The 4071-nt window shown below is 41.8% G+C and carries 5 protein-coding genes and 1 tRNA gene; all 6 read left to right on the top strand.

From position 1 onward, the window contains the following. The coding region (locus AC1DUA_RS26980) for a DUF951 domain-containing protein (RefSeq protein ID WP_477502703.1) at window positions 1–195 on the top strand (195 nt) is incomplete at its 5' end. Between the two features lie 71 nt (window positions 196–266). Then, window positions 267–354, top strand: a tRNA-Ser gene (locus tag AC1DUA_RS26985). Between the two features lie 249 nt (window positions 355–603). Continuing rightward, window positions 604–1041 (top strand): hypothetical protein, encoded by a 438-nt coding sequence (locus AC1DUA_RS26990; protein ID WP_477502704.1) that lies wholly within the window; start codon window positions 604–606, stop codon window positions 1039–1041. Window positions 1042–1206: 165 nt separating this feature from the next. Then, window positions 1207–2445, top strand: a complete 1239-nt coding sequence (locus AC1DUA_RS26995; protein ID WP_477502705.1) for a hypothetical protein — start codon at window positions 1207–1209, stop codon at window positions 2443–2445. 61 nt (window positions 2446–2506) lie between these two features. Next, the gene (locus AC1DUA_RS27000; RefSeq protein ID WP_477502706.1) at window positions 2507–3232 is read left to right on the top strand and encodes an ABC transporter ATP-binding protein; all 726 of its coding nucleotides are present in this window, start codon (window positions 2507–2509) and stop codon (window positions 3230–3232) included. Then, entirely contained in the window at window positions 3219–3971 is a 753-nt protein-coding gene (locus tag AC1DUA_RS27005; RefSeq protein WP_477502707.1) for an ABC transporter permease, read from the top strand. Before AC1DUA_RS27000 ends, AC1DUA_RS27005 begins: the two co-directional genes overlap by 14 nt. Window positions 3972–4071: the final 100 nt, after the last annotated feature.

Here is a 4071-nt window from a genome sequence, read left to right on the forward strand (position 1 = left end):
CTTGGCGATATTGTGCAAATGAAAAAGCCCCATCCGTGTGGCACCAATGAAATGGAAATCATACGGATGGGAATGGATATTAGAATTAAGTGTGTGGGCTGTAAACACAGTGTTCTAGTTCCAAGAACGAAGTTCGAAAGTAAGCTGAAAAAAGTGCTTCGATCCAACCCGGATAAAGAGGAAGAATCCTCATAAAAACGCTTTAAAAAAGCACTTGCGAGTGCAGGGATTTTTTGATATAATGAATCCTGTTCTCGCGTTTTATTGGAAAGGTACCCAAGAGGCCCAAGGGGGCTGACTCGAAATCAGCTAGGCGTCGCGAGGCGTGCGTGGGTTCGAATCCCACTCTTTCCGTACAAGCTGTAACTAGCTTAGGAATGAGAGTCTTCTGCATCTGCAGGAGGCTTTTTTTATTTTACTGAACCAATTAAATGCCAAAATTTGAGTTCCACGTGAAACATTTTAGGGGCCTATTACGTCTATTAGGGCGTAGAAGGCTCTTTTGCTTTCAGTCCTTTGTCTGTCCAATAGGGATAAAAAGGCTAAAAGGAAAGCAGAATAAGCTCATATCTACGTGTTGGCAACAAGAAGGAGGTAAGCGTAATGAGAAGTTGGTTAATGATATTTCTGGTACTAGCTGTTGTGGCCACAGGATGCGCTAAAAAGAATGAAGAGAGTGCATCGCCTAGCCCAACAACGGGAGCGACCGTAACGCCTTCTACAGGGGCTTCAGCAACGCCTGGAGCTACAAGTGGGACAGGCAGTGGAACATCTGCTACAGCAACACCGGCAACTGGTGGCAACGATACAACAAAGGATGAGCCGCTTCCTCAGATAACGAAGGAGCAAGCTGATAAGATAAGCATGACAAGCACCTATGATGATCTGGTGAAGCAAACAGGGGCAAAAGGCAAGCTGGTTAAAGATGAGAATGGTAAGAAAACATATGATTTCGCCATTTCTAATCAACCGGGCTACATTGCAGAAATCGTTTATTTTGCAGATGGGATGATATCTGAGAAGAAGGTATTCAGGAAATAAAACAGGTCGTGCAGCGTGACAGCTGTGCGGCTTTTTTTTATTATCCTAGCGTTGAAAGAGTTTATACTTTGTTAATAATCCATTTAGATGGATTCAATAAGGTTATATTAAAATAAATAGTAAGGAAACGTTTCCCGTAGAATTGTGTTTAAAAGGAGAAAAGAGATGAAACTTAGCAAAAAATCCGTTACTGTACTGTCATTTACGATTGGAGCCTGTCTATTCGTATCCACGGCATTCGCCGATACGCTGCTTGGATCGGGCTATGACCGGTTAAAAGGTTCAGCAAAAACTACTGCAAGCATGATGGAAAAGGATATGAAGAACTATACCCTTGAAGCGCTGTATACGTTGAAAGATAACGACAAAACGTTACTTCAAGGCTCAACGTCCCAAAAGATGGATGTTGAAAAACAAGCGAAGGAAGAGAACACAACGACGAAAGACGCCAATGGCGAAACAACATCGAGATACTATTATTCAGACATAACGAAATCAGTTAATAAAAGTGGAACAGATAATACTTATTATGTGATGGAATACCCGGCTAGTGACAGCAAGAATCGTACCGCGGATTTCAAAAATCCCTTTAAAGAAAAGGGAGCACCAGAGATTGAGAAAATCGTTGACGCCGTGGTTGGCGGTTTGAAAGATTACGTGCAAGTAGAGGAAGGACCTGAAGGTGGAAAAGTATATTCGGGCAGCTTGTCTGAAACTCAGGTGCCAGCCGTCCTAAACGCTGTCTCCTCTTTTGGTATCAAACAGATGCTGAACGATGAGCGCGATTTGCCGGTCATAGAAAGCGATGTATTTGTGAAAAAGGTGGTAGGATCGGCTAATGAAAATAAAGCTGGATACCTTGAAAATGTGACAGGTGATATTACACTGTCCGGAAAAGATAAAAACGGTGTTCAACACGATTTGAACCTGAATGTCATTGTAAAGCTTTCTGAAGTTGGCAATACGAAAATTGTACTGCCTGACCTAACTGGCGCAAAAGTTGAAAAGGTTAGCTCCAATGGATTTAGTAGTAAGTATGTAGGCAAATACAAAAACGATATCGTTATGGAGAAAGACGGCAAGTTTGTGAAAATCGGTGAAAGAATGCTTGAAATCACCAGCGTGGACAACGATAAAGTGAAAGGGAAATATTCCGAAACGGTTATTCCGGGTTATGAGAGCGAATATCCGAATAAAGATGCCTTTGACTTTGAATATGATCCGGCGGCGTCCTCAACGTTCACGTATAAGGATGCAAAAGGCGAGCAGAAGAATGGTTCGATTCATCAAGGCGCTACAGGCAAAGTTTATTTTGAAATGAATGTTGAGATTGTTAATCAAAATTCATACAGATCGATCTCCAAACCATATTACGATGGAGAGTTTAACCGCATATTTGAATAAACAGAGGTTCAGGAGGCTGCGGGTGCAGCTTCCTGAGCATTTTTTGGGGAGATGAGAGCAGTTGACAGTCAAGGCGATTGAAATAAGCGGATTAACCAAGTCATTCAAAAATGGCCGGGGAATCGCAGAATTAAACTTAGAAGTTGATCAAGGCGATGTTTTCGGCTTTCTAGGGCCAAATGGTGCAGGGAAGACGACGGCTATGAAAATGATCACTGGACTCATGAAGCCAGACCGCGGCGATGTGAAAATTTTTGGCGCCAGTATTCTAGACGACTATGTTAACGCCATGAAGCATGTTGGTTGTATGATCGAAACAGCGGAGTCATATCCCTATTTAACGGCTAACGAAAATTTGAAGCTGTTCGCGAGATTTTATCCGAATGTTGATCAGAAGAGAATTGATGAGTGTCTGGAAACCACGGGCATGTTGAAATATAAAAATGAGAAATCGCAGAAGTTTTCACTTGGGATGAAACAAAGACTGGGGATAGCGGCAGCCATACTGTCGAAACCCAAACTATTGATATTGGACGAGCCCCTGAACGGACTGGATGTTGAAGGGATGCTGGAGATGCGGAAATTGATCAAACAGCTGTCTCAGGAAGGCACGACATTTTTCATCTCAAGCCACTTGATTCATGATGTGGAATTGACGTGCACGAGAATCGGCATTATTTACGGAGGGAAGCTTGTAAACGTAGAATATACGCAAAATATTCTCTCGTATTACTCATCTCTTGAGAACTTCTTTGTTAGTGAGGTGGACAGGAATGGAAGGGTTTAAGGCCGCATTTATCAATGAATCCGTGAAGCTGCTGAAAAAGAAAAAAATGATGGCAGCTGCAATTTTGTCCATCCTTGCTGTTTTGGTCGGGCAAGTCGCTGTAACAACTATCAAACATGGGCTTGGTTTACGAGTCGTAGGAAGCGTTGAATTTCCTATAGTCGTGCTATCGTTTATTACTTATACGCTCTTACCGCTGTTTGCCATCTTTGTGGCGATCGATATGTTTAACGGGGAATCTTCATCAAATACTATGAAAATCACACTTTTGAGACCAGTGTCTCGATTTGGTGTCTTTAGTGCGAAGGTGCTAAATTTAGCTTTATTTATTGCAGGCAATCTCTTGTTTGTTATGATTCTTTCGTTATTAGCAGGGTTTATTTTTAATCCGTCGTCGGCCAGCCTACCAGGGATCTTAAAAGTAGTTTTATCGTACGGATTAACTTTTTTTCCCGTATTTGTGTTTGCGCTGATTGTCGTCCTGCTGTCTAATGTGATTCAAGGGGGACTAGCCGTATTTTTCCTCGCGATACTTGTGTTTATCGTTTTTAATTCGTTAGGTATTGTATTCTCATCCTATTCCAGTTTTTTCATTACCTCGATGTTTGATTGGTATACGTTATGGATATCAGAGACGATCAATGTGTTTAAAATATTCCGCCAGATTTTAATCATGTCAGGCTGTGGTATGATGTTATTTACAACAGGGTATTATTTGTTTGACAGAAAGGATATATAGAAAGGAATACACATGCATTTAACCAAACGTTTCTTCACGATGAATGCGCTGGCTGTGCTGCTCTCCGTAGGTTTGACAGTTCTGGCTGTCATTATTTTTG

Source organism: Paenibacillus sp. 01T422, assembly GCF_056398785.1.

Coding starts and splice junctions, on each gene's coding strand:
- AC1DUA_RS26990 (WP_477502704.1), top strand. CDS start 604: ATGAGAAGTTGGTTAATGATATTTCTGGTACTAGCTGTTGTGGCCACA.
- AC1DUA_RS27005 (WP_477502707.1), top strand. CDS start 3,219: ATGGAAGGGTTTAAGGCCGCATTTATCAATGAATCCGTGAAGCTGCTG.
- AC1DUA_RS26995 (WP_477502705.1), top strand. CDS start 1,207: ATGAAACTTAGCAAAAAATCCGTTACTGTACTGTCATTTACGATTGGA.